Origin of the sequence: Actibacterium sp. (assembly GCF_041584535.1) — a bacterium.
Classification (GTDB): domain Bacteria; phylum Pseudomonadota; class Alphaproteobacteria; order Rhodobacterales; family Rhodobacteraceae; genus Actibacterium_D.
In genome coordinates, this window is record NZ_JBFHDW010000239.1 from 1 (window position 1) to 4,177 (window position 4,177).

Here is a 4,177-nt window from a genome sequence, read left to right on the forward strand (position 1 = left end):
GACATGGTCGAGATGGGGGCCTTTGGCGGCCGCCGTCCGGCGCAGCTCTCGGGTGGTCAGCAACAGCGGGTCGCCCTGGCGCGGGCGCTGGTGTTCGAGCCCGAGCTGGTGCTGATGGACGAACCGCTGGGCGCGCTCGACAAGCAGCTGCGCGAGCACATGCAGTTCGAGATCAAGCATATCGCTGACAATCTGGGCATCACCGTGGTCTATGTAACCCACGACCAGACCGAGGCGCTGACCATGTCGGACCGCGTCGCAGTGTTCGAAGATGGCCGCATCCAACAGCTTGCCCCGCCCGATCAACTGTATGAATCGCCGCAAAACAGCTTCGTGGCTCAGTTCATCGGCGAGAACAACACGCTGGAAGGCATGGTCAAGGAAATCCGCGGTGCGACTGCACTGGTAGAACTGGATGGTGGCGAAACCATCGTGGCCAAGCCGGTGAACGTATCCAAGGCCGGCCAGCGCACCCGCGTGTCTATCCGCCCCGAGCGGGTGGAATACAACAAGGACCGGATGTCTGACGACGCGCATACCCTGAAGGCCGAGGTGCTGGAATTCATCTATATGGGCGACATCTTCCGCACCCGTTTGCGGGTGGCGGGGAACGACGACTTTGTCATCAAGACCCGGAACGCTCCGGATCAGCGCCGCCTGACGGCGGGCGAGGTGATCGAGATCGGCTGGTTGCCCGAGGATTGTCACGCACTGGATGCCTGATGGCACAGGCGTGATTTCGGCGCAGTGTCCTGCCCGGGGATGCTGCGGTCTGAAAAAACAAACCGGGCAAACAACATGGAGACGAAACCTATGAAATTCAAAACCCTAATGCTGTCTGGTGGTGCGGCGATGGCCGTCGCAGCCTCGGCCTTTGCTGCCAGCCATGGCAACATGGCCGACAGCATGACAATCGTGTCCTGGGGCGGCGCCTATTCGGCTTCGCAGATCAAGGCTTATCATAACCCCTATGTTGAAATGACCGGCATCAAGGTCATCAACGACGAAAGCTCGAACGAGGCCGTCGCCAAGATGCGCGCCATGAACGAGGCCGGGAACATCACCTGGGATCTGGTCGACGTCGAAGGCCCGGACGCCGTGCGCCTGTGCGACGAAGGTCTGGCGATGGAGATCGACTTTGCCACCATGCTTGCGCCCGGTGACGATGGTTCGACCCCGGCGGAAGATTTCGGCGACAGCCTGATCAATGACTGCTTCATCCCGCAAATCGTGTTCTCGACCACCTTCGGGTATCGCACCGATGTCGCGGCTTGGAACGGCAAGACCCCGGATAACCTGTGCGACGTGTTCGATCTGGAAAACTTTCCGGGCAAACGCGCGCTTGAAAAACGTCCTAAGAAAAACATCGAATGGGCGCTGCTGTGCGATGGGGTCGAAAAAGCCGACCTTTATGATGTGATGGACGAAGAAGAAGGCATCGAGCGGGCGCTGGCCAAGCTGCAAACCATCAAGGACCAAGTGGTCTGGTGGTCGGCAGGGGCCGAAACGCCTCAGCTTCTGGCCGATGGCGAAGTGGTGATGGGTTCGACCTATAACGGTCGCCTGTTCTCGGTGATCGAAGAACAGAAACAGCCGGTCGCGATGCTGTGGGACTATCAGGTGTTCGACTTTGACGGCTGGGTCATCCCCGCCGGTCTGCCCGCAGATCGCCTGAGCCGCGTGCTGGATTACATCAAATTCGCCACCGACACCCAGCGTCTGGCCGATCAGGCCAAATACATCTCGTATGGCCCGGCCCGTGCTTCGTCGCAGCCGCTGGTCTCGACCCATGCCGATCTGGGCATCGAAATGGCGCCGCATATGCCGACCAACCCGGCCAACGCCAAGCGCTATCTGGTGAACAACCTTGATTGGTGGGCCGACAACCAGGACGACGTGGAAACCAAGTTCCAGTCCTGGCTGGCGCAATAAGCGCCTGAGTGACTGAAAAAAGGGCAGGGGGCCATCCGGCCCCCCGCCGCAAGACAGACAAAGGGGCGAAACAATGAGCGATACGACCGAAACCGGCCCGGTGCTGGCCGCAGACGGAACGCCGCTGAAACGCAGCCTGAGACGGGCATTGAGAGCGCAGAAACTACGGGCACTGGCCCTGATCGCGCCTCTGCTGGTGTTTGTGCTGCTGACATTCGTCGCCCCGATCGCCGATATGCTGTTCCGCTCGGTCGAGAACCAGATCGTGTCGGACACCCTGCCGCGCACCGTTGTCGCGCTAAAGGACTGGGACGCGAAATCGGGCGAATTGCCGGATGAAGCCGTGTTCGCCGCCTTTGCTCAGGACCTGCAGATCGCCGAAGCCGACAAGAAACACATCACCCTTGCGATCCGGCTGAACTATCAGGCCAGCGGCGTGTCCTCGCTGTTCCGCAAAAGCGGCCGTCAGGTCAAGAAATGGGACATTCCGGGCGACGCCCCGTTCAAGGAAAAATTTCTCGATATCGACAAGGATTGGGGCGACACCGAAATCTGGCGCGCCATCCAGACCTATTCGCCGCGCTATACGCCGGGCTATTTCCTGAACGCCGTCGATATGGAGCTGGGCCCCGACGGTATTCAGGCCGTGGATGACAATCAGAAGATCTATGTCACCATGTTCCGCCGCACCATGTTCATGAGCATCGTCATCATGGTCTCGTGCATCGCGCTGGGCTATCCGGTGGCGTTCCTGCTGGCGAACCTGCCGCTGCGCAGTTCGAACCTGCTGATGATCCTCGTGCTGCTGCCATTCTGGACCTCGCTCTTGGTGCGAACCTCAAGCTGGAAGGTGCTGTTGCAACAGCAGGGGGTGATAAACGACATCCTTGTATGGATCGGGTTGGTGAATGACGCCGACCGGCTGGTGATGATCAACAACCAGTTCGGCACGATCATCGCCATGACCCATATCCTGCTGCCGTTCATGATCCTGCCGCTTTACTCGGTGATGAAAACCATCCCGCCGTCCTATGTGCGGGCGGCGAAATCGCTGGGCGCGACCAACTGGACCGCGTTCTGGAGGGTCTATTTCCCGCAATCGGTGCCGGGCATCGGCGCCGGATCGATCCTCGTGTTCATTCTGGCGATCGGCTATTACATCACCCCCGAACTGGTCGGCGGCACCGACGGGATTTTCATCTCGAACCGGATCGCCTTTCACATCTCGCGCTCGGGCAACTGGGGCCTTGGCGCGGCGCTGGGCACGATCCTGCTGCTGGTGGTTCTGCTGCTGTACTGGATCTATGACCGGATCGTCGGCATCGACAACGTCAGCCTGGGCTAGAGGAGAGACATCATGGACCTGCCCCCCTATGCCACAACCGGCCAACGCATCTGGTTCTACGCCTTTCGGGTGATCTGCGGACTGATCTTCTTTTTCCTGATCGCGCCGATCGTCGTGGTGATGCCGCTCAGCTTCAGCAGTCAGGATTTCTTTACCTTCACGCCCGAGATGCTGGCCTTCAAGGCCGAGGGCTATTCGCTGAAACACTATATGGATTTCTTCACCAATCCCGACTGGCAACAGGCGCTGGCGAACTCGGTCAAGATCGCGCCCGCCGCGACCGTCATCTCGGTCGGGCTGGGCACGCTGGCCGCCGTCGGCCTCAGCCAAAGCCACGTGCCGTTCCGGCGCGCGATCATGGCGATCCTGATCTCGCCGATGATCGTGCCGCTGATCATCTCGGCCGCCGGGATGTATTTCTTCTATTCGCGCATCGGCCTGCAAGGCACCTATCTGGGTGTGGTGCTGGCCCATGCGGCGCTGGGTATTCCCTTTGTCATCATCACAGTGACCGCCACGCTGGTCGGTTTCGACCGCTCGCTGACCCGCGCCGCCGCCAATATGGGCGCATCACCACTGCGCACCTTCTTCAAGGTGCAGATGCCGCTGATCCTGCCCGGCGTGATCTCGGGCGGGCTCTTTGCCTTCATCACCTCGTTTGACGAGGTGGTGGTGGTGCTGTTCGTCGGCTCGGTCGGTCAGAAAACCCTGCCATGGCAAATGTTCACCGGTCTGCGCGAGCAGATCAGCCCGACCATTCTGGCGGTGGCTACCATCCTTGTGGCGATCTCGATCTGCCTGCTGACCGCAGTCGAACTGCTGCGCCGCCGCTCGGAACGCCTGCGCGGGATGAGCCCCGCCTGATCCGCCAGACATGGAAATCCAAAGGGCCGGGGGTGC

Annotated in this window: 3 protein-coding genes and 1 pseudogene; all 4 read left to right on the forward strand. The window is 60.5% G+C overall.

The annotated features are described in order from the left end of the window. Nucleotides 1-723 (forward strand): ABC transporter ATP-binding protein (locus ABYW26_RS11375; RefSeq protein ID WP_372604996.1); only part of this gene is annotated, 723 nt, incomplete at its 5' end. 90 nt (nt 724-813) lie between these two features. Further along, nucleotides 814-1,932 (forward strand): extracellular solute-binding protein, encoded by a 1,119-nt coding sequence (locus ABYW26_RS11380; protein WP_372604997.1) that lies wholly within the window; start codon nt 814-816, stop codon nt 1,930-1,932. Between the two features lie 73 nt (nt 1,933-2,005). Beyond that, nucleotides 2,006-3,277 (forward strand): ABC transporter permease, encoded by a 1,272-nt coding sequence (locus ABYW26_RS11385; RefSeq protein ID WP_372604999.1) that lies wholly within the window; start codon nt 2,006-2,008, stop codon nt 3,275-3,277. A 12-nt stretch (nt 3,278-3,289) separates the two neighbouring features. Then, nucleotides 3,290-4,141: pseudogene (locus ABYW26_RS11390) on the forward strand (ABC transporter permease); the annotation flags it as partial. Nucleotides 4,142-4,177 lie beyond the last annotated feature (36 nt).

Excerpts from the sequence above, each read along its gene's own strand:
- ABYW26_RS11380 (WP_372604997.1), top strand. The coding sequence starts at position 814 with ATGAAATTCAAAACCCTAATGCTGTCTGGTGGTGCGGCGATGGCCGTC.
- ABYW26_RS11385 (WP_372604999.1), top strand. The coding sequence starts at position 2,006 with ATGAGCGATACGACCGAAACCGGCCCGGTGCTGGCCGCAGACGGAACG.